The organism is Roseibium sp. TrichSKD4 (genome assembly GCF_000148725.1).
Lineage (GTDB): Bacteria > Pseudomonadota > Alphaproteobacteria > Rhizobiales > Stappiaceae > Roseibium.
The window spans coordinates 360196-380581 of sequence record NZ_GL476311.1; the positions used below are offsets into that span (position 1 = coordinate 360196).

A 20386-nucleotide genomic window follows, 5' to 3' on the forward strand; every position below is an offset into this window, starting at 1 on the left:
ATGTGAGTTGCTGTTACCGGCGATAGCAAAATCGAGATGATGCACCGTGTCACATTTTTGAGATCGGTTTCATCACCGCGTTCTCCGAACCGGACGAGCAAGTTTCCCCGCATCCAGCTCTCCGTGAAAAGACTTTTGCTCCGGGTCGCTTATAGCATGGTCTGCATAGCCCAATCATAAATCAATTCTAGCGCAGTCTTATTTATCTTATCTTATTGAAATGGGGAAGCCGAGAGGCACTGCCTCTTCTCTCCCCAAAAGAAAAATAGCACCTGACCGAGTGGTGATCAAAGATCACTGGCCCGCACCACAGGGGCGATTTTTCTTTTCCCCTCCCATCTCCGTTCTCGCCGAAGGGCAAGGTTGCATGAGCAACCCACACCCAATTTATGGAGGAAAGAATGGAGATACTTTTACACGCGCAGCCCTATGACATCAGTGCAACGGGCTTTTATTTCAAAACGGCTGAGGAATACGACCGCAAAGTCAGGGGCTTGAAAAATGCCTATGGCGATCCCGTTGAGGAATTTGAAATTCAGTTCATTGACGGAGAAGAGATCGATTGCGAATTAGCCAAGGCCATTGGGCTCAATCAGGCGAATTTTCGGGATTACCTGATTTGCGTAGAGGACTGGGAGGACTGGCATAAGATCAACACAATCATTGCTATTGGTGAATTGGGTTATGATTTTGATGCTCAGTGCGATCCTGATCACCATGGCATAGATATCTACTATGTCGAGACCATGCGGGAATTGGCGGAGCAATTTGTCGATGAAGGCTTGTTTGGCGAAGTGCCTGAGAGTTTTCAGTTCTATATCGACTTTGATGCCATCGCTCGTGATTTAGCGGTTGAATATAGCGAAATCTCTATTGCAGGCGAACGCCTGATTTACCGAGCAAGCTGAGGGGGGATGACAATGACATTACCTCTCAAAAAGCACTGCGGCTATCACGCTGGCCATCCTTGGTATTATTTGCTGGGCGGCAATAGTCTGAGGCCAAGGCAAATTCTGAGTCTTGTCAGGCATGGGGATTATCGCGGCTATGCTGAAGCTGATATCAAGGAAGCTGACAATAGATCCGAACCCAAACGATCAGCAGAATTACGGAAGTTTCAAAAGAAATTTACAGCTGACTTGAAACGGGATTTAGCAATCTACCGCAAGGTTGTCAGGAAATTGCGCGAGGAGCGGGAACAAAATCCACCGCGCGAGCCGTTTCACTGTTGCGAGGATATTCACACCGCTATGAGCCTCAAGTTTTCGCATCTGGTCAACGACTTTGCCCACTTGGTGTATCTGGATGAGCTGCTAACACGGCAGAGCGATTTATTCGATTTTTGAGTTTCAGCTGGAGCAGGCAACACTCACTTGTGATCTTCCAAACGCCGCAATGACCTCGTCACCGTCCAAGGGTGAATGCCGAATTGGTTTGCGATCTCAGATATTGTGCATTCACCATTGTCGAGTTTGCGTTTGGCAATACGAATGTCACAAGGCGTCATGACAGGAGGCCTGCCAATATGAACGCCTTTTGCCTTGGCTATGGCTTGCCCTTGTTGTACCCGCTCAGAAATCCGTTCCCGTTCATGTTGGGCAACCGCCGCAATAACAGTGTAAGCCAATCTTCCATCGGCATTGCTGGTATCAATCGCCAAATTGAGAATTTGAAAATGGACGCCACGAGCGCGGAGTTTGTCCGCCTCTGACAAAGCATCCATGGTATTGCGGAAAGCACGGTCAATGGAGCTGATGACCAGCGTATCGCCCTCGTTCAACAGGTCGATGGTTTCTTGATAGACGGGGCGTTGTATATCCTTCGCGCTGATGGTTTCGGCCATGATGCGGTCACAACTATCGACCAGAAGCTTAAATTGCCTGTCAGTTATCTGCTCATTTGAACTTACGCGAACATACCCGATTTTCATTGTGTTTCAGGCCTTTAGGGATTCACTTCTGCATGAGGTCATGCTACAAAAGTCATCCCTTTCGTGGTTCGGTGTATTCTGCTTGTCCGAAGATTTACTCATCTGTCTAACGTGTTGATATTTATTCATTTCAAGGTTTATTTTATCAAATCTGGACAATCACATGCAAACTTCCGCAAAACCCATGACTTATGTTGAGTAGGGTTTCGTTAACTTTAAGAAAATCTAAACTTTTCTGTGCCATACTACTGGCAATAATGATAAGCGGCATACAGATACATGATGCGAGTGCCTTAACCGGCGATGAGATACTCAAAACGCTCAAACCCAACGAACAATTCCACTACATATCAGGGGCAATTGGCGGCATTGCCTATGCTCGTTTTGTCAGAGACAAGCCCTCTGAAACCGGCATGAAATGCATGCTGAACTGGTGGTACAGGCCAAACAGCGCGACAGCTTGGGATACGGTCAAACAATGGTTGGAACATCATAAAGAAAAGACCGCCGAGATTGTTCTCTACGCTCTATTGTCAAAGGAGTGTGGTCAATAATGTTGAGGATGATGGACGATTTTGAACTTCGTGCGCTGCGGCAAGAGCAGCGTGATTATGAGCGGGCAAAATGGTTCATCGCCTCTAAACGACGCGAACAGGAAAAGGAAGTTCGCGAAGAGCGGGCGGAACAGAATGTTGGCGATCTAGCCGCAAGCCTTGTTATTGCTGATCCAATTGAAGTGAAATCGTTTCGGGCTGATCTGGATACCTATGACGTCGCTACAATCGAAGCCATCATGGAAAATCGTGAGATACTGGAACGGCTTTACCGCGAACGAGACCTACTGCTTGAACGCGCCTACAAACAAGATGATGGCACGCGTGTCTTCAAGTCGGAAGATGGCGTTCGGGTATTTGATGACCATGGCAATCTTGTATCGCCTGATCGTGTTGATCCAGACGAAATCGCAGATCATTATCCATGTGCGGAATCCTACCTGGAACAATTGCGCCTGATCGAACAGCATGAAGCAATTGATCAAAATCTGATAGGCTATCAAACTCAATTGGATGACGCACGGGACCGGTTGGACAGTGGTGAACTTTCCCAATCGGAATTTGATGACCTCAGATCATCCATAGAAAACAACATGCCAGCCGAAGTGCGCCGCAAATTGCCAGACTATGACCCAACGCAGGAAGCAGAATTGAAAACTGATTTCTCCGCGTCTGCGACCCATACCACAAAACTCAGCCCCGCAGACATGGCAATTGATCCATCCATGGTGCCGGGACTGGGATAGGCAAACCATTTCGGTCCGCTCAGTTGAACGAATTGAACATGCTGTTCGCCTCCGAGATGACTTCAAATGAGGGGAAAGTGCCACAGGGCAATAAGCGCATTGAAGGTGCATTTTCCGCACGCATGAACAGCGCAATGAACCTCTCCTTGATCTTAAAAAGCGCGCGGTGATCCTCTCTCAGAAAAGTGGCCCTCCGTTGAATTGGGAAATGGAGGAAACACATAGCAAACAGGCGTTCATAGCCGGAAGAGATTATTACGAAATTACGGCAGGTTGAGGTTGTCACGGGGCAGGGGGGCGTGTCTGCATTGATCGTTTCGTGCTGATCTGGATACCTCGGAGTGTCGAGCCTGGAAGTGGTGATAACGGCTTAGACAATCTGGAGTTTCTTGTGGTGGAGAACTAATTTATTAAGCTTTGGCTTTAGCTGATTTGCCATCGACGATATTTTTATTCGAAAAAGCGAAACTATCAGGTTCGCTGTATTTATTTTGAGGGTAGATAATGGATCTTGCTGCAGGAGATCAGGAAAGTGTCAAAAGCGGCTTTTCTGATGAAGGCCAAAACCCAACAAATGCCAAACAACCAATCGGGGTCCGGGTTCGTCTGTTCGAGGAACGGGATATTCCGATCATCCGCAACATCATGCGCCAGCACCACGCGGCCACGGTGTTCCGTAATCAGCCGTTCTCCGACTGGAAGCTGGACAGGCATTTTGAAAAAATCCTCGCCCGTCCACCCCGGATGCTGTGCGCCGTCGCTGAATGGCAGGGTGTTCCCATAGGGGTCACGTGGGCCAATGCGGATGCCTACATGCTGTCGGACGGGCCTCTCTTCGTCACGGTTCATGTCATTGCCGTTGATCTTGAGCAAAAGCCACTTCGGCGAGCAAAGGCATTCCTGTCGCTCATTGCCGGTCTCAAGACCTGGGCTGCATCCCTTAATGCAAGCCATTGCGTTGTGCATGTCACAACCGGCTCAAATCTCAAGGCAACTGATCGTCTGATGAAGTCAGCAGGGGCGCAGTTCATCGGTGGGGCGTATGTGGTGTAACGCTAATTGCGCCGTATGGTCTGTGTAACCCTCTGATAGCGATAACGGTAGAGATAGAGGCGGGAAATGTTTGGACCACTAAAGCATGGGAAAGTAGCAGATACTGCTGCCATTTGTGTTCTGGCTCTCTTTGTAGGAATAGTTGCGAGCGCTGTGTTTCCGGGCGAATTCGGGAAATGGCTAGCAGGGGCAATTATCTTTTTGGGGCTGCTTTGCTCTCTGAATTTCATTCTTAAAGATAAATCGCTACCTCAAAAGGAAATGAAATGAAGGGCAAAGTATTAGATTTTTTTATAGAGAATCTATATGCGACAATAATATATTTAGTGTTAGTTATATTGTATATAATATCTTTATTTATTGGTTGGGAGTCAAATTATTTAAATAAGGGATGGATATTTATAATAATAGTAGCGCTATATTATGTATATAGCTGTATAGTATACATAAATAGAAAATAAGTGACGAGATTTATAATGATGTCTGCGTAATTTATTACTGTAATGGATTGAATGGACGAATATTCTTTGAGCGGGAGATGGAAGATGCCTCGGGAATCTTATTACAATACCTTTGATGGCGGGATTACTGTTCGAGATCTCGCTACCGGGCAAGAAAGAACTTATTATCCAAATCAGGGAAATGGAGGGCAAATAAATGATGCGGCACAACAAAAACCTTTTTTCGAATCTGCGTTTGGAAGTGCTCTTTCTGGTTTCGGGGAAACGGCGGCGCAACTAGCGGAAAAGCTCTCGACCCAAGGAGGCCCAACATATGGAGAGGCCTTGGCCCTAAAGCACGCAGAAACTGCGGCGCTCGGTGGAATGAAAACGGCTGGAAAGGCCATGGGTGCTTTCGGAACAGGTTTCGATCTGGCTGTTCGTTACAATGACAAGGATGGAATTACGGTAGTTGATGCAGCCGCAGTGAGTGCGGGTGTGGGAACCGCTGCGGCTGTTGGATTCGCTGTTGGTGGCCCTTTCGGGGCAGGTATCGGCGCAGTTGCTGGATTTTTTGCGTCATCAAGTGTTGATGCTCTAGGGCAGAAATTGCAGCAACCTCATTATTTAAATCCATTCCCCCACAACCACCCTCTTCGGGAAGCTACCATAAACCCGAGCACTGCATATGTTCCATTCAATAAATGCTTCCCCTCTGACACTTCCATTTTGACGCTTTCTGGCTCAAGCAGCATTTCTTCTATTGTTCCTGCTGATATTGTTCTTTCTTTTGATCCTTTTGCAAATGATGGCCGTGGGGCATTGGTGCCGAAGCGGGTTGTTCGCACCTTTACGAACATTACGGAAGAATGGCTACGCCTGTCGTGGGTCGAGAATGGCGAAGAACGTGAGCTTGTCACGACACCGGGCCACGAGTTTCTGAGTGCTCATGGTGGTTTCCGCCAGATCGAGCAGCTGGTTGCAGGGGGCAGAGGAACGCTTGTTCTGTCCGACGGGTCAGAAGTTGAAGTGGCTTCGGAGCGTCTGATTTATTCCGCCGAGACGGCTGATATGTTTGAACAGGCGGAAGGCTATGTCTATCCGGAGAATGGCAATCTGGCGCTCAAGCCGGAGTGGAAGAAGGGCTGGAAGACCTACAATTTTGAGGTCGAAGACTTCCACACCTATGTGGCTGGCGGTGTCCGGGTTCACAACGATTCCTATAACGATGGCAAAGGCTTTGAATATTCTGGCTTTGAGGCCGGAGTTGACAACGCTCATTACAAACTCGCGAGTGGCCGGGTTGTAGAGGCGAATGGCGATGTATTTGTCGCGCATCAACTTTCCTCAGGATGGGGGTCTGCAAGCCCATCCGGCAAGGCAACATCAGCGGCCTTTGAGCGGGCAGTTGCCGGTGCGAGCACCAATGATGTCATTGGTGCGGCCCATTCCGAGTTGGAAGCGCAGGGAATTGACACCAATAGCCAGATTGGTTTTGCGCATTTGAGCGCATCGGTGATGCGAGGAACCAAGCAGGCAAAGGCTTCCGGTCTTACCCCGAATGACACCGACACAGGTTCGAGCGGCAAGTCGGGGGGCGGAAGCGGCGGTGAGTCACCTGTCACGGCACCGCCCCCTAGTTCCGGTTCGAATTCATCTAGCGGAAGCTCCAGTTCCGGGTCTAGCGGAAAAAGTGGCGGTGGCGGCGGAAGTTCCGCGTCTTCCGGTGGGTCTTCGGGCAGCAGCAGCTCATCGTCCGGCTCTTCCGGCAAGTCAGGCGGCGGTGGCGGTCGTGAGGATTCCGGTAGCAGTGGCGGTGGAGGTGGGGGCGGTAAGCCTATCCTCATGGATCTGGATGACAATGGCATCCAGCTTACCGAACAACATAATTCGACTGTTTATCTCGATATTGGAGAAGATGGATACGAGCACCGCACGGCCTGGGTTGCCACGGGTGACGGCGTTCTGATTATTGACGCTGATGGCGACAATCAGATTTCAGATCGGAAAGAAGTGATCTTCACGGACTGGGATCCGTCAGCCGATACGGACGCACAAGCGCTGCGCCAGATTTTCGATACCAACAACAATGGCATGCTGGATGCCGGTGATGATCGTTGGTCTGAGTTCAAGGTGATGGTGACCAATCCGGATGGGACCATCACGGCCAAGACGCTTACCGAATTGGGCATCGTGTCTATCAACCTCGATGTTGACCAGACCAGGATCGAATATTCCGACGGATCTTCGATAGATGGCGAGAGCACATTCACCAGGTCGGATGGCAGCACGGGCCGCGCAGCAACAGCGACATTGGCTTATGATACGGCTGGCTACTCGGTGGAAGAAACCGCGACAACCGATGCAGCGGGGAATACGGTCACAGTACAGGAGCTGCACAACAAGGCCGGTGAACTGGCCGCGATTTATACGCGGACAACCTCTCCTGACGGCCAAACGATTGAGACCGAGTTTGACTATGACGCAGATGGTGTTGTGGATCGGGTCCTGACAGACGTCACGACGACAAATGCGGATGGCAGCCGGGTTCGCACCGAGACGAACCGCGATGGCGGGGGAACCTTGCTTGACCGGACGGTGGCAACCACCAGTGCGGATCAATCGACAGTAACCATCGACCGGGATCAACTTGGCGGCGGTTTTGTTACCCAACGCGAAATCCAGCAGAAGAATGCTGACAACAGTTTCTCTGTGACGCTTGAGAACCTTGCTCCGGACGGGACTGTCCTGAGCCGGAACGAAGACGTTCACTCGCAGGACCGACTGACCCGAACAAACAATTCGGATGCAGACGGCAACTCCGTCACGGAACGCAGTTCAGTTCATCAGACAGTCAAGAATGCGGACGGCAGCCGCGTTGAAACCGATAGCGTTTCTGGCGGTGATGGGTCGCTTTTGAATTCGCGCGAAGTCGTCATCAGCGCCGATCAAAAAATGCGGACAGAGAGCATAGACCTTGACGGGGACGGGGTTGTTGATGCGGTGACGACCTCGACAACCAGCAGCGTAACCGGTGGGGCGACTGCGACAACAATCAGCAATGCTGCTGGTAATGGTACGGTCTATTCAACGTCAAAAACGACTGTTTCTTCTGACGGTCGCACGACGAGCGTTGAAAATGATATTGATGGCGATGGAACGGTAGACCAAACCGAAACTGAGCAATCCGTCATTGGATTGGATGGATCGGAAACGCGCACGGTTACTCGGGGTAGCGAAGACGGGACGAAGCTGTTTGAAGAAACCGACTTCCGGATGGCGGATGGTCTCGTTGGAACACGTGAGGTCGATCAAAACGGCGATGGAGCCATTGATAAGCGTGTTGAGGTTTCGAAGAATTCGCTTGGTATCGTAACGGAAGAAGCAGTCTATCTGAACCGCGATGGAAGTCTCGCTTCCAAATCCTTGAGCGTAACATCTGACGATGGTCTGATAACGACGACAAAGCTGGACCGTTTTGGTCAGGGAGCCTTTGACCAGGTTCTCAAAGAAATCACGATCAAAAACCTTGATGGCAGCGCCACGGAAATCAGTGAGGCCAGAAGTGCGTCCGGTCAGCTGTTCAGTCGCACTGTGACCGATACAAGCGCTGACGGGATGCAGGTCACGGTCGAGACAGATCTTGACGGGGATGGTCTGATTGATCAGTCAAGGTCGAGCGTTCGAACATTACATGTTGATGATGCCCAAACTGAAGTCCAGGAAATCAGAAGTGGTGACGGTTCCCTGTTGTCTCAAGTCACCACAACAACCAGTGCGGATCGTCGGACCATATCCGAGGCACAAGACGGCGACGGTGACGGCCTGACGGATTCCTCGAAGCTGGTAACAACGGCTTCCGATGGCAGTCGCACGGTTGATGTTCAGGAGACGTCCAACACCGGTGTCCTTTTGGCGCGAACGACCCAGACAACCAGTGGAAACGGACTTACCACGACGGTGTCGAATGACTACGACGGGGACGGTGATGTTGATCTGACAACGACAGACGCCACAGTCCTCAACTTGAACGGAAGTACAACCCGAACGGTTTCGAACACGGCGCAAAACGGATCGTTGCTGTCCATGGAGACAACACGCACCTCCGGCAATGGTCTTGAGGTTTCGGTAGAGACGGACATTGATGGGGATGGTGATGTTGACCACACGGTCAGCACCGGCATTTCCACGTCCAGTGATGGTATGAGTGTTACAGAAACGGGAGTTCTGAAAGGGACTACTCTTGTTTCCAAAACGGTTCGCTCTTCATCGGCAGACGGGCTTCAGGAAACGGTCACAACAGATGTGGACGGGAATGGTGTCGTTGATCGAAGCACGACAACAGTCCAACAGTTCAATGCTAACGGATCAACAACGGTTCAGACGACTACACATTCGGCAAATGGGACGTTGATCGGCAGCTCAACGACAACGACGGATGCTCATGGTTTGGTTTCGACCACGATGGTTGACCGTGACGGGAATGGCGTCAACGACGTCGTTCAGCAAAGCGAAACCCTGCTCGATGGAACAGTGCGGCAAACTGTCGAGGAACAAGGACCTACCGGCCAACTCTTGAGCAAGTCCATAACGGAAGTCTCCGACAATGGACTGACCACCACGCAAACCGTCGATACGGACGGCGATGGTCTAGTGGACTTCACTCGTTCAGCGGTCTTGTCGGTTGCCGACAACGGCGATGAAGTCACGGTCTTGTCCAGACTTGATGCGTCGTCTCAACTGGTAGAGCAGGAAACTCGAACGGTAAGTGCCGACGGTCTTTCGTCAACAGCTACATATGAGGATGGTCAGGGGAATACGCTTCGCTCACGCTCGCAAACCGTAACGCTCAATCAGGACGGTTCGAAGGATACAGAAACACAGTTCCGGAAGTCGGACGGAAGCCTGGAAAGCTCAACTGTCACCAGCAACTCCGGCAATGGCCGTCTCGTCACGACGACGACGGATATTGATGGGGACGGTATTGCCGACCAGTATTCTGAAACCCGGCGGATGGATGATGGCAGCCTTCAACAGTCCTTCGTTGAATATACCGACGACGGGGTTGGTGTTGCTCGCCAAAAGAGTGTTGTCGAAAGCGCGAATGGCCTGACAACGACCACGACCTATACGGTCGCAGGATCTGGTGAGGATCAGGTCCAGGTTATGCAGAATACAGTGCTGAATAATGATGGCGGCCAGACCACAACCAAGGAGGTTTCTACAAGGCCCGGAGACAGTGGAAGTGCAGGCACCTGGTCACTGGCAGGCCAGGAGGTTCACACCGTTAGTGGAAATGGTCTGGTCGAGAGCTACTCGTGGGATGAAAATGGCGATGGTCAAACTGACCGTAGTCTTGCACGGACCACCAGTTACTCAACCAACGGCGACACGGTTTACTCTGAAACCCTTTCGTCTGGCTCAACTCTTGAGCGTTCCTATCAGGAAACGACGTCTGCAAATGGCTTGAGCATATCAAGACAGATTGATCTTGATGGAAACGGTGTGGTTGACCAAACAAGCCAAGAGACCAGCCTTCTGGGAGCAGACGGCAGTGTCACACGTTCTGTGGTCTCGACGGATGCGAATGGCGTAAATCTGTCAACAGTGTCGAGCCATACGTCTGCGGATCAGCGCACTACCCTTCTAACGGAAAGCTCTAACGTTCAGGGCTATGACACCAGAATAACCGAGATAACCACGAGAGACCGGGCCGATGGCGGCTCAGTTGATACCGCAGTTATCCGGAATTTGACTGACACCGTCCTTGGTTCGACGACAACAACAATCTCTGACGACGAAAGACAAACGCTCATCGAGCGAGACGTCGATGGGGATGGCGATATTGATCAGGTAGAACAGCGGTCAGTTTCCATTGATGGCAGCGTCACAAGCGTTGTATCGGATTATTCTGATACAGGTGCTTTGCTGAGCCAGCTCACCATAGTGGAATCTGCTGACAACCGGACGGTCACGACAGAGACCGATTCCAATGGGGACGGGATCGTTGATACATCCAGAGAGAAAACCATCTCCCGTAACGGAGACGGCAGCCTGAATGTTGAAATCACCGAAACAAACCTGAATAAGGGTGGTGTTCGCTCAACATCTTCTTCTTATACAAGCGCGGATGGGCGTATTTACGAAGAAGAGCGGGATGTCAATAACGACGGTACGGCTGACAAGGTGATCGCGAGAACCACGCTGATCTCCGGGGCGGTTGTTACCACGGTCGAAAACAATGAGGCTGCAAGAAATGAAGGTCAGATAGATTTCGGTGAAATCTACTGGAATGACCAGATTGCGGCAAAAATGGAGACGACAAAAACCGCTGACGGACGGTTCGAGACAACCCAATCCGACTACGACGGGGATGGGTATTACGAAGTTTCGATTCAGACGACTTTCAACATCGATGGCAGCACCAAGTCCCAGATCACCGAAACCAACACCGGTGGTGCCGTTGTTGCAACGGGTCTTCTGTCAACCAGCCATGACGGCATGCTTAAGGTCTTGCAGAAAGATGCGAACAATGACGGTGTCTTTGAGCATGTCGAGACATCTGAAACGCTTTCAAGTGGCGAAACAGACAAGACCACAGTGATCACAGATGCAAACGGCGTGTTGCAAACGACCTCTCACGTGGTTTCTGATCAGTTTGGCAATACACTTGAAAGCTCTACCATCGACGCAAATGGTCAGCTGCTGACTGAGCAGGTGCGGCAAGTCGATGGCACATCGATCCGAACCAACTATTCGGCAACGTCCGGTATTGTGACATCTATTGAAACACTTGATCGATTTGGGGTGTTGTCTGAGGCAACGCTGTTCGATGCAGACAATGCACAGGACTGGTCAACCGTCCAATTAACCCTCAACTCAGTTGGCTTCAAGACACTGGAAGTCCAGTTCCTTGACAGCGGAACTGGTGTTCATGTTGCAACCTATGCCGACCAGGAAGAAACAGGTCTCTACGGGAACCTGTCATATCTTTCCGGAGGTGTAACTGGAACATCGGGAGCCGACTATCTGCTTGGTGGTGCCGGTGCTGATTTGCTGACAGGTAATGCTGGCAATGACGTTCTGGATGCTGGCGGGTCAACAAGCGGGACAACTCAGATCCTGCGCGGTGGAAGCGGGGACGACGTTTATGTTTACAAGAAAGACAGCGGCATTGTTCTAATTGATGCTGCAGCCGAGACGGCTTCAAGTGGCTCTGCAGATAAGGTGGTGTTTGCCGATCTGGATTTTGCTGATCTTACGATTGACTATTTCGGCAACAGTTTGCGGTTCTCTTGGTCTCATACCGACCGTTCCGGAGAGCTGCGCATCGACAATCTGGGACAGCACATAGAGAAGTTTGAATTTGCCGATGGCACGGTGTTTGGCCGTCTCGAACTTCTCCCAGGCGTTGGCGCCGAGGTTAAAGGGACCGGCCACAATGACTTTATCTTGGGTACTGAAGCAGATGAAATCATTTATGGGCTGGCCGGAAGCGACCACATTAACGCCCGCGGCGGTAATGATACTGTTTATGCCGATAGTAGTGATATCTGGTTCGGAGGTGGAGACGGCATTGACACGCTGATCTATCAGGGAACGGATAACTTCGAGTATTCGATGACTTCGGGTTCCTTCGAAATCATGAAAGCTGGGTCCGGCAATAACAAGATCTGGGGATCTGAGACTGACAACGACATTGATGGCGAGGCAGGCAACGATCACATTCAAGCCGGTGGTGGCGATGATATTGTTCGAGGCGGTGCAGGTGCCGATATTCTTCAGGGCCAGGCCGGGAATGACATCATTTACGGAGGCCTTGATGACGATGCATTCCTCTGGAGTAAAGGAGATGGTAATGACACCATCAGTTCTGAAGAAATTCTTTATGGACACGGCATAGATACATTGTACTTGAATGATGTTCTGTCTGATGAAATCCAGGTGGAGAGATTAGATGAGCATATTATTATAACGGTTACTGAAACCGGGGAGAAAATAAACCTTCTCTACAGCTATCGCCTTTTAGGCCATTTATCTCCGCAAACTCATAATTTGCCGGTTGATTTCATTGAGTTCGCGGATGGCGAGAAATGGTCATTTTACGATTTGCAAAAGCTGGCGATCGTGCGGGGCCAAGAGGGTGGAGATACCATCTTTGGTACATATTATGCTGAGACGTTCATAGCAGGCAGCGGCGACGATATCATTTTTCCAAATGGGGGAGATGACTTCATAGATGGTGGTTTGGGATACGATACAGCCATCTTTGATGGGGCGTTTTCTGACTATACGGTCATAAATACCGGAGGTATGGACTACAGCATATCTCACACGCCAAGTGGTAGCGCTTACTCGGTGCAAAACGTCGAGAAGTTTGTGATCGGGGGGCAGGAATATCTTGCAAATACGGCCCCTAGCGCAGGGGATGTAGTCTTGGGAGCCTTTGAGGAGGATACGCCGTTTACCATTACGGCTGCGCATTTGCTGGAAAATAGCAATGACGTGGACGGCGAAAACTTATCCATCTCGGAAGTGTCCATTGACCCGGAAATTGGGACAGTCACCAAGGCTGACGAGGGCAGTTGGATAATTAGTCCAGCACAAGACCTTAATGGTTCCAATTTCGAGCTTTCTTTCAGCGTCTCGGACGGCAGGGATGAAGCCAATGCGGTAGCGCGCTTCAGTGTAACTCCGGAAAATGATGCGCCTTGTGTTGATAACAGTTTGGATGACGTTCTTTTTGATATCGAACGACCCTTTAGTTATGAGTTGCCTGAAAATACTTTTTCAGATGTCGATGGTGACGAACTTTCCTTTAGCGCTGTCCTAAGCGACGGATCTGAGTTGCCCAGCTGGATTAGTATCGATTCAGAAACCGGGGTGTTTTCTGGGTTGCCGCCTGTTGGATTTGCAGGAATGCTCGATATCAGCGTCATTGCATCGGATGGAATGCAAAGTGCTCAAACGCCGTTGAAATTAGAGATAAGAGATATCAATAATGCTCCTGTTGTTAGCGGAGCGCTTGATCTGGGAACACTTGAAAAGAATGCAGCCTTAACCGTTACAGCGGCGCAGTTACTTCAGAATATTTCTGATATTGAAGGGGAAGCGCTTTCTATCAGTCAGGTTTCTGTCGATGAAGCGGTTGGAGTGATCCACGATAACAATGACGGGAGTTGGACACTAATACCTGCAGATACGCCAACGTCTTCTGATCTGGATGTAACGTATTCTGTTTCTGACGGTACCAATTCCGTATCTGCGACGGCAAAAATTGAATTGATATCACCAGATAACCAAGCTCCGACAATTGATCCCGGTAAGATATTCATAAACTCCGGCAGTTCAATTATTTACCGGCCGAACGTTGAAGATTCAGACGGTGACCATGTCACTGTCGAATTAACTAGTGCTCCACAACATGGTGAATGGGAGATCCCCGTTGATAATTGGCTTTGGTATCAACCTAGCGAAGGTTTTGAAGGAACGGACTCTTTCTCCCTCAAAGTTACAGACATATTTGGAGCAAGTTTCGAGCAGCATTTCGCAATTCACGTTGGCAAATCTGCATTTGAAGTGGCTGCAGGCGAGTACACATCAAATGGCAACGACGTTGTGCTGATACAAGCTGACGAAGGCCTCGTGTTGAATGGTTTGGACGGTGATGATGTACTTAAGAACCTCGGCCAGGGTGGATCAGTTCTAAATGGCGGAAGCGGTGATGACTGGCTACACGGGAACACAGGAAATGACACCTATAAATTCGGCCTTGGTTTTGGAAATGATGTGATCCAGAGTTTAAGTTACCCACGTGATTACGAGGGCGATGTACTAGAGTTGGATATAGGACATCTTTCTATTGATGACGTAGTTTTTTCGAAAAAACCGACTGGTTTGCGTATTGAGTTGTCCGATACGGATAGTGTGACAATCATTGACTATTTCGAACATGAAAACTTGTCGATTGTTCTTTCAGATGGAACACCTGTCGTTGTTCCCAATCTGGATGTATCTGCGGAAACGTCTGAAAATGAAATCACCGGAGACGATGACGATAATAGCATCGTTGGAACAGATGAGGCTGACGTAATTCGTGGTTTGGGTGGATGGGACTACCTTCAAGGCGGTGATGGCGATGATGAGCTCTATGGCGGGGACGATGACGACGATATTGATGGTGGGGCGGGAGCCGATCTCATTTTTGGTGGCAGTGAAGATGATTTCGTTTTTGGAGAAGGAGGAAACGATCTAATTTACGGCGAAACCGGCGATGACTATCTGTCGGGTGATGAAGGGGATGATACAATTTATGGCGGAGAAGGATACGACTATCTCACCGGCGGTGACGGCGCGGATTATATGGATGGCGGCCTGGGAGATGACTATCTTACCGGTGGCGCTGGAAGCGACACTTTCCATTTTAAGGCAGTTGAGGCGGGTTCTGATGTTATTTCGGACTTCTCGGCAGATGACGTTATTAGCTTGGAAGGGTTTGGCATTGACACCTTTGAAGTGCTCATGACTAAGGTAGAAGTTGTAAACTCCAATACACTCATCACTGTTTCCGATACGCAAAGCATCAGTCTGAATGGAATTGACCCCACGCAGCTACAGCAGGATGATTTTCAGTTTCTTTAAGGTACAACATTCGGAAGCGCCGGGGCTTGGTCTCCGGCGTTTTGGAATCTAATGGCGTGCCAGATTGGATTCGTTTTATTCCGCTGTGGCGTAGGAGCGCACGGAACCAGCCTAATGGCATGCCTACCTTGTTATGCACCGCGTCGCGCTCTACTCCCCACCGTTTTGAATGATTACATTCTCAGTTTCGTTCTCCATGTTATTTCTGGCTCGTGCGATGGCCATGCGGACGTTTTGGACTGTCCAGATTGTATGCCAGAAGATTGTTCGTTCCTGCATATATTGGCCTACGCGCAGCGCGGCGATGGAATAGCCGCCGACTAAGATGAGCGCACCGATACAAGCGATCAGGAACATTTCCGACCAGTACAAAAGATCGCCGAATTGAAAACAGAACAGGATCAACCCCAAACCCAATATTCCTCCTATGATAAGCGGCTCACGGCCTACAATGACGGATTGATTGGCAAGAATAGCTTCGTCTTTGTAGCGGGTTGAGAGGGTTTTGTTCGTGACTTTGATGCCTTGGGCATTTTCAAAATAGGTTTTGGTTTTTGGGGTAGCTTTTTCCATGATTAAATTCTCCATAGTTCGCCATTTGATGATTTGTTACGTGACTATTTCCAGGGCAGCGCACCGCACTGACCATTGCTGGCGATTGCCATGATGTTTTGATCGATGGAACCTAAGCTTTTTGGCGTATGCGTTCTCAGACTTGCCACATGCAGTGTCATTTTGAGGCCCATGCCATCAAAGGCGATATCAACTGCGCAGCCACAGATGCTGGAGCGATCAATCTTTGACATGCGGAATTTTTGTGGGCGCATTTGCTCCACCATGCGCTTTGCAGCTTCCAGACTTTCTTTGACCCCTGGCATACTGCCAAGTGGGGAGTTTTCGTACATTTGGATGACGATTTGCGCTTGGCGGAATTTTTCGTTGTTTGGCGGCGGTGTGGTCTTTTCTGCATATTGCAAACTGGCTTCGCATTGCGGGATGAGACGCTTTTCAGCGAGGCGTTTTTCGACGATTGGCTGAAGCCAGAGCATGGTGACAGCACCGTAAACAATGAGGCCAGCCAGAAGCGCAGGCGGAAACAGGCGTGCGGGAAGTTCCATCATGATTGATGTCCTCTTATTCAGGTCAGATTTTTGAGGGAAGGGGAGGCCGTTGCTTTCGAGTGGCGAAACGGCCTACTGAAACCGACAGTGAGATTTGACGAATGGGTTCAGCGATTGAGGGGTAAGGTCAAAGGACGCCAGAACCTCGCTGCTGAAGGTGTTGATTTTGGGCAAATCAGCGCCATCAACATCGGCAATGTGTAAGGTTTGGTTGGAAGCGGTTACGCTGCCTTTTTTGCTGACATAGCACCATTGTTTTTCAATGGTACGATTGCGGCTTGACGCAAATTGAACACCGGTGACGACCTCGAACCCTTGATGCTTGTGCTTGCTGAAGAGCACGTATTTCTTGATATCACCGGGATCATTGCCAGGAAGGAAATCCTCAAAGCGCCATAGCTCATCGAGAATGTCTGTGAGTATCAGAAACAGGGCTACGCTAGCAAAAGCGGATGCAATTAGAATTCTCAGTGACCGGATGAACCGTTGAAGGAATGTCATTCCTTGCATCCATCACCCAATTGGCCGCGATTGTTGGTGTCAATCGATCCGGGATTGAAATCAATATAGTCAGGAACATCAAGTCCGCGATTTCCGGGCTTTTGCGGAAAGTCATCAATCATTTTCAATTGTTTTGCCGCATCAATCAGTTCAACGGCAGTCCAGTGATTGCGTGGATCGTCTTTGGAATCGCGTTCATCGCGTAAAAGCGTTTTGAACATCAAAATTATAAGGGGAAGCAAATCCAGCCCCAAGGCCGTTGCAATGGCGGGAAGGATTGATTGCCAATACTCTAAGACCCCACGCATGATATTTGGGCGCTCAAGGGTCAGCGGTTCAGGCAACTTACCCTGTTCGATCTGACCTACGGATTTGGCAATTTTGTTCGCCTTTTCTTGGCTTTCAGTGATGAACCCATCAATGATGTCGCGCTGGCTTTTGGTTTTGATATTTGCGGGCAGAACGATACCAGCGGTTAAGTTTTCCAAACCGCGAACCGTTGATGTCAAGACATCCTGCCCAGCCATTTGCGCAATAACGCCATTGACACAGGAGAGGTGTTCACCAGCTTTATCAATGTTGCCGGAGGTGATTGTTACGCGTAATAGATCGAGACATTGATCTCCTTTTGATTGAAGCTGATCAACTTTATTCGTTGAGGCTTGCAATGCCTTGACAACGGAATGGACGCGGCCAGCCACTTGGCCCATTGTGTTGGAGATTGCGCCTTCGCCCGCAGAGGCGGACGTGCCACCAGAGCTGACTTCCATTTCCTGCAAAGTCAGAGTGTCGCTATGCAGGGAGGATATGTCGGACGCAACGGAACGTGATTTTTGAATGCTTCTGACGGCAAGATTATACTGATATTCCACGCGCTCAACGGCGGCTCGTTCAGCAAGTCGATCAATTTCACTGCGCGTGAGTGAAGCCACATTCCAATAGCTTGAGAGTGAGACAATAAGGCTCAAACCGGTCCAGACCACAAGCCAGCCGACAATACGTTTCGATCGGCTTTTTAAATCAGGCAAGGTTTCAAAGGCCCAGTTCCAGAACAGGGATAATGAAAGGGCAACGGCAACGCCTGTCATTGCACAGACGGACTTGAGCCACCAATCATCTGGGGCGACCAGGGAAGACAGGCCATCATAGTTCAATACGCCGGAAACGACCGCGACAATGAAGATGACAGTTTGTGTCCATTTTTTTGTCATGGATATTTTCCTTTCATATGGAGCATGTTCTGGACGCAAAACCGTTTGCCTGCAGGCAGGCTGGTGAACATGCGGATCAAAATTTATGAAAAAAGCAGTTTGGACAGATCGAGCGGGACCAATCCGATCACTGGACAGTAAGTGCCGCCGCGATTTTCAATATGTCGCCAGCCATCGAGCAAGGTGAGGTAGTCGCACTTGAAATAAACCGGAAAGAGCTCGTTACCATTCCACGTATATTGCATGCGCAGAGCAGGTTGCCCGCAGAGTGAGAGGAGAATGAGTGGAACACCGATCACTGCGCCAATCTTGGCAAAGGGCAACCAGTAGGGCATGCGCAATTTGTAATCCGCATTGGGCGTGGTGGATTGTGGAGCGGGAAGTTTTGGTTTCTTGCTACGTTGAAACGCACCAAGTCCATTGAAGGGTGACACAAGCGCCTCCTGTCTTTGGCTGCATGAATTTTGAAGGAAAGGAAGGGAGGGGAACCTGGAGCGGCTACGCTCGGTATTCTATCGGGAAATGGCCTTCGGCAGGGCTGCCTGGAACATCGTCGATCCGATAGATCCACGGATCGATTTGTTTGTAATGAACCAGATCAAGCATCAGAGGCGGATTTTGTTCCTTGAACAATATTGCGGTGAACTTGGGCATTCGTGTCAGTTCATCAAGCCGAATGAGAGGAATACCCTCTTCATTGACGCTCACATCAAACTCACCGCCTTGTTTTGGAATAGTCGCGCTGTCGGTCACGATGGAACGTTGGCCTGCACGTTTGGAGTATTCTTCTGCTTCTTCCACATTGCGAATATCCATCGCCATGAAGACGGCTGCCTGTGTCCAGAACATGGAGGATAGTTGCCCGTAGCGTGCTTTCAGGCTTTCCTGATCCTGAATAAAGGCAAACAGGCGCACGCCTCTCGTGCGTCCTATTTTCAAAACACGTTCAATAACGGGGATTGGCGCGGTTGATAAGTTCTCAAACTCATCTGCAATTATAGTGACTTGGGGATGGAAGCTGTCTGCTTCAATAGCAGTTGTGCAAATCGAGTTTAGGGCAAGTCCGGCAAATGTGTCATTAATGCCGGACTTTTCAGGGGGCAGGATAATATGGAATGTTACGTTCTTGTTTGGGTTTTTGATGTCCGATAATTTAAAGGTGGAATATTCGCAGGATTTGCCAATCGGGGTGGCGGGTTCAAAGATTGTCAGCCCTTCCTGAGTTTCGGTGATAAAGCTCTGTGCGGATTTTGGATTGTTCTTGAACTGACTCAAAAAACGTTTGCCTGCCCGTGCAACAGCTCCATCAAAATGGGGAATGATTGCCATGCGGGAAAATATCTCCAGCAGATCTTCTGTGCCGGAGTTTAGCAGGCGATTGAGATAGGCGAGATTGCAGCATAGCTCACCTGTTTCTGCTTGCTCGATTGCCAGATAAATCAAAACGTTGGAAATAAACTGCCTGCCAACGCTGCGGAAGATTTTATTCTCGCCTGATGCTTCAAGCCCTTCGGGAATAAGACACAAGGCGATTTCGCGCGCCTTGTCGAAAATATCTGCAGACTCTTTCTCAGCAAGATCAACCAGAATATCGCACGGGTTGAAGTCATCGCTTTGAATGCCGTGTGCTGCCATCAATCGATAAGGATCAATGCAAACCACATGGTGTTTCAGCTCTTGTGTCAAAAATCGATAGGTGGCAACGGCAATATCGACGCCTTTGGAGGTGATGATACGGTTATGGTGTTTGCCAAGTCCGACAGTCCAACCTTTGGAAAGGCTGGATGTCTTGCCTGCACCAGTGCCTGCTGCAATCAATCCGTGACCGTCACCCTTGTAATAAATCAGTTCAGGGGCGGGTGAACCCATCAAATGACCCAGCATGAGGCCATTGCCGTCCTCGTTGTCGGTGTGCAGGCCGAGTGAACGTGGATCATAGCCATTGAGCTGTTCTACTCGTCCATGAATGCCGCCGGGTTTGAGCAGGCGTTTCAAAGCAATGCCAACTTGAACATCGCGAACCAATCGAAAGCTTGTCAAAAGCGCACAAAAAAGTGCGCCCCCACCAAAGAGATATAAGAGAACATCATGGGCCTCCATGGCCTTGAGCCCTTTATAGAGCCCAAAGCAGATGACAGCCGGTATGGCAGCAGCAAGCGCGCTGTCACTATTGGGGTTTTGTGACATGA

General features: G+C 49.8%; 14 protein-coding genes. 7 read left to right on the plus strand and 7 right to left on the minus strand.

From position 1 onward, the window contains the following. Positions 1-401 precede the first annotated feature (401 nt). Together TRICHSKD4_RS10310 and TRICHSKD4_RS10315 are read left to right on the plus strand one after the other, a co-directional pair. Complete coding sequence (locus TRICHSKD4_RS10310; RefSeq protein WP_009759127.1) at positions 402-908, plus strand: antirestriction protein ArdA; 507 nt, start codon at positions 402-404, stop codon at positions 906-908. A 12-nt stretch (positions 909-920) separates the two neighbouring features. Beyond that, on the plus strand, positions 921-1346 hold the full coding sequence (locus TRICHSKD4_RS10315) for a hypothetical protein (RefSeq protein ID WP_009759128.1): 426 nt from the start codon (positions 921-923) through the stop codon (positions 1344-1346). Between the two features lie 23 nt (positions 1347-1369). Here TRICHSKD4_RS10315 and TRICHSKD4_RS10320 read toward each other — a convergent pair whose 3' ends face one another. Next, positions 1370-1930 (minus strand): recombinase family protein, encoded by a 561-nt coding sequence (locus TRICHSKD4_RS10320; RefSeq protein ID WP_009759129.1) that lies wholly within the window; start codon positions 1928-1930, stop codon positions 1370-1372. A 257-nt stretch (positions 1931-2187) separates the two neighbouring features. Here TRICHSKD4_RS10320 and TRICHSKD4_RS10325 point away from each other — a divergent pair, with 257 nt between their 5' ends. From TRICHSKD4_RS10325 to TRICHSKD4_RS10345, 5 genes are all read left to right on the plus strand, one after another. Continuing rightward, complete coding sequence (locus tag TRICHSKD4_RS10325; RefSeq protein ID WP_009759130.1) at positions 2188-2484, plus strand: hypothetical protein; 297 nt, start codon at positions 2188-2190, stop codon at positions 2482-2484. After that, positions 2484-3230, plus strand: coding sequence for a hypothetical protein (locus TRICHSKD4_RS10330; RefSeq protein ID WP_009759131.1), 747 nt, complete (start codon positions 2484-2486; stop codon positions 3228-3230). The genes TRICHSKD4_RS10325 and TRICHSKD4_RS10330 overlap by 1 nt, the downstream gene beginning before the upstream one ends. A 504-nt stretch (positions 3231-3734) precedes the next feature. Continuing rightward, entirely contained in the window at positions 3735-4283 is a 549-nt protein-coding gene (locus TRICHSKD4_RS10335; protein ID WP_009759133.1) for a GNAT family N-acetyltransferase, read from the plus strand. A gap of 66 nt (positions 4284-4349) precedes the next feature. Next, entirely contained in the window at positions 4350-4553 is a 204-nt protein-coding gene (locus TRICHSKD4_RS10340) for a hypothetical protein (protein WP_040616631.1), read from the plus strand. 515 nt (positions 4554-5068) lie between these two features. Continuing rightward, positions 5069-15364, plus strand: a complete 10296-nt coding sequence (locus TRICHSKD4_RS10345) for a cadherin-like domain-containing protein (RefSeq protein WP_168157007.1) — start codon at positions 5069-5071, stop codon at positions 15362-15364. A gap of 150 nt (positions 15365-15514) precedes the next feature. Here the strand turns inward: TRICHSKD4_RS10345 and TRICHSKD4_RS10350 are convergent, their stop codons facing one another. The 6 genes from TRICHSKD4_RS10350 to TRICHSKD4_RS10375 form a co-directional block, all read right to left on the minus strand. Beyond that, complete coding sequence (locus tag TRICHSKD4_RS10350; protein ID WP_009759136.1) at positions 15515-15937, minus strand: hypothetical protein; 423 nt, start codon at positions 15935-15937, stop codon at positions 15515-15517. 44 nt (positions 15938-15981) lie between these two features. After that, positions 15982-16485 carry a hypothetical protein gene (locus tag TRICHSKD4_RS10355; protein ID WP_009759137.1) on the minus strand — a complete coding sequence of 168 codons (504 nt, stop codon included), beginning with the start codon at positions 16483-16485 and terminating at the stop codon, positions 15982-15984. A 72-nt stretch (positions 16486-16557) separates the two neighbouring features. Beyond that, positions 16558-16986 carry a hypothetical protein gene (locus TRICHSKD4_RS10360; protein ID WP_009759138.1) on the minus strand — a complete coding sequence of 143 codons (429 nt, stop codon included), beginning with the start codon at positions 16984-16986 and terminating at the stop codon, positions 16558-16560. Next, positions 16983-18197, minus strand: coding sequence for a hypothetical protein (locus TRICHSKD4_RS10365; RefSeq protein ID WP_009759139.1), 1215 nt, complete (start codon positions 18195-18197; stop codon positions 16983-16985). The genes TRICHSKD4_RS10360 and TRICHSKD4_RS10365 overlap by 4 nt, the downstream gene beginning before the upstream one ends. 83 nt (positions 18198-18280) lie before the next feature. Next, the gene (locus TRICHSKD4_RS10370) at positions 18281-18631 is read right to left on the minus strand and encodes a hypothetical protein (RefSeq protein ID WP_009759140.1); all 351 of its coding nucleotides are present in this window, start codon (positions 18629-18631) and stop codon (positions 18281-18283) included. Between the two features lie 64 nt (positions 18632-18695). After that, positions 18696-20384, minus strand: coding sequence for a type IV secretory system conjugative DNA transfer family protein (locus TRICHSKD4_RS10375; RefSeq protein WP_009759141.1), 1689 nt, complete (start codon positions 20382-20384; stop codon positions 18696-18698). Between the last annotated feature and the right edge of the window lie 2 nt (positions 20385-20386).

Bases quoted from the DNA above. Each gene is read 5' to 3' on its own strand.
- TRICHSKD4_RS10350 (WP_009759136.1), bottom strand. From the start codon at position 15,937: ATGGAAAAAGCTACCCCAAAAACCAAAACCTATTTTGAAAATGCCCAA.
- TRICHSKD4_RS10310 (WP_009759127.1), top strand. From the start codon at position 402: ATGGAGATACTTTTACACGCGCAGCCCTATGACATCAGTGCAACGGGC.
- TRICHSKD4_RS10320 (WP_009759129.1), bottom strand. From the start codon at position 1,930: ATGAAAATCGGGTATGTTCGCGTAAGTTCAAATGAGCAGATAACTGAC.
- TRICHSKD4_RS10355 (WP_009759137.1), bottom strand. From the start codon at position 16,485: ATGATGGAACTTCCCGCACGCCTGTTTCCGCCTGCGCTTCTGGCTGGC.
- TRICHSKD4_RS10315 (WP_009759128.1), top strand. From the start codon at position 921: ATGACATTACCTCTCAAAAAGCACTGCGGCTATCACGCTGGCCATCCT.
- TRICHSKD4_RS10375 (WP_009759141.1), bottom strand. From the start codon at position 20,384: ATGTCACAAAACCCCAATAGTGACAGCGCGCTTGCTGCTGCCATACCG.
- TRICHSKD4_RS10360 (WP_009759138.1), bottom strand. From the start codon at position 16,986: ATGACATTCCTTCAACGGTTCATCCGGTCACTGAGAATTCTAATTGCA.
- TRICHSKD4_RS10340 (WP_040616631.1), top strand. From the start codon at position 4,350: ATGTTTGGACCACTAAAGCATGGGAAAGTAGCAGATACTGCTGCCATT.
- TRICHSKD4_RS10330 (WP_009759131.1), top strand. From the start codon at position 2,484: ATGTTGAGGATGATGGACGATTTTGAACTTCGTGCGCTGCGGCAAGAG.
- TRICHSKD4_RS10325 (WP_009759130.1), top strand. From the start codon at position 2,188: ATGATAAGCGGCATACAGATACATGATGCGAGTGCCTTAACCGGCGAT.
- TRICHSKD4_RS10365 (WP_009759139.1), bottom strand. From the start codon at position 18,197: ATGACAAAAAAATGGACACAAACTGTCATCTTCATTGTCGCGGTCGTT.
- TRICHSKD4_RS10335 (WP_009759133.1), top strand. From the start codon at position 3,735: ATGGATCTTGCTGCAGGAGATCAGGAAAGTGTCAAAAGCGGCTTTTCT.